This is a genomic window from Colwellia sp. BRX8-7, from assembly GCF_014077275.1.
Taxonomy (GTDB): Bacteria; Pseudomonadota; Gammaproteobacteria; order Enterobacterales; family Alteromonadaceae; genus Colwellia_A.
Window position 1 is genome coordinate 1 of sequence record NZ_JACGVP010000087.1, and the last position, 581, is coordinate 581.

Sequence of the window (581 nt, forward strand, 5' to 3'; positions counted from 1 at the left end):
GCGGCAGGTCGTATTGTGGGGGTTGTGGGGGTTGGACAAGATATCACCGAGCTCAATAAGATCCGTAAGGAGCAAGAAAGTGTCGCCCATGATTTAACCCAGTTAATCGATACGGCCAATGCCCCGATTTTTGGGATTGATGCCGCAGGTCTGGTGAACGAATGGAACCAGCGCGCCGAGCAACTCACCGGCTTTGCTAAGATTGATGTCATGGGAAAAGATCTGGTGGCCGGGTTTATCACCGATGATTACAAGGCCTCGGTTAAAGAAGTATTGGATAAGGCTCTGCAAGGTGAAGAGTCGGCTAACTATGAATTCCCGCTGTATACCAAAACGGGCGACCGGGTGGATGTGCTGTTGAACTCCACTTCACGCCGGGATGCTGCCGGTCATATTATGGGGGTTGTGGGGGTTGGACAAGATATCACCGAGCTCAATAAGATCCGCCTTGAGCAGGAAAGTGTCGCCCATGATTTAACCCAGTTAATCGATACGGCCAATGCCCCTATTTTTGGGATTGATGCCGCGGGTCTGGTGAACGAATGGAACCAGCGCGCCGAGCAACTCACCGGCTTTGCTAA

General features: G+C 52.0%; 1 protein-coding gene. It reads left to right on the top strand.

Annotated elements, in window-relative coordinates; genetic code table 11:
- Positions 1–581: PAS domain-containing protein (locus H4J57_RS19550; protein ID WP_182244000.1), on the top strand; the 581-nt coding region annotated here is incomplete at both ends.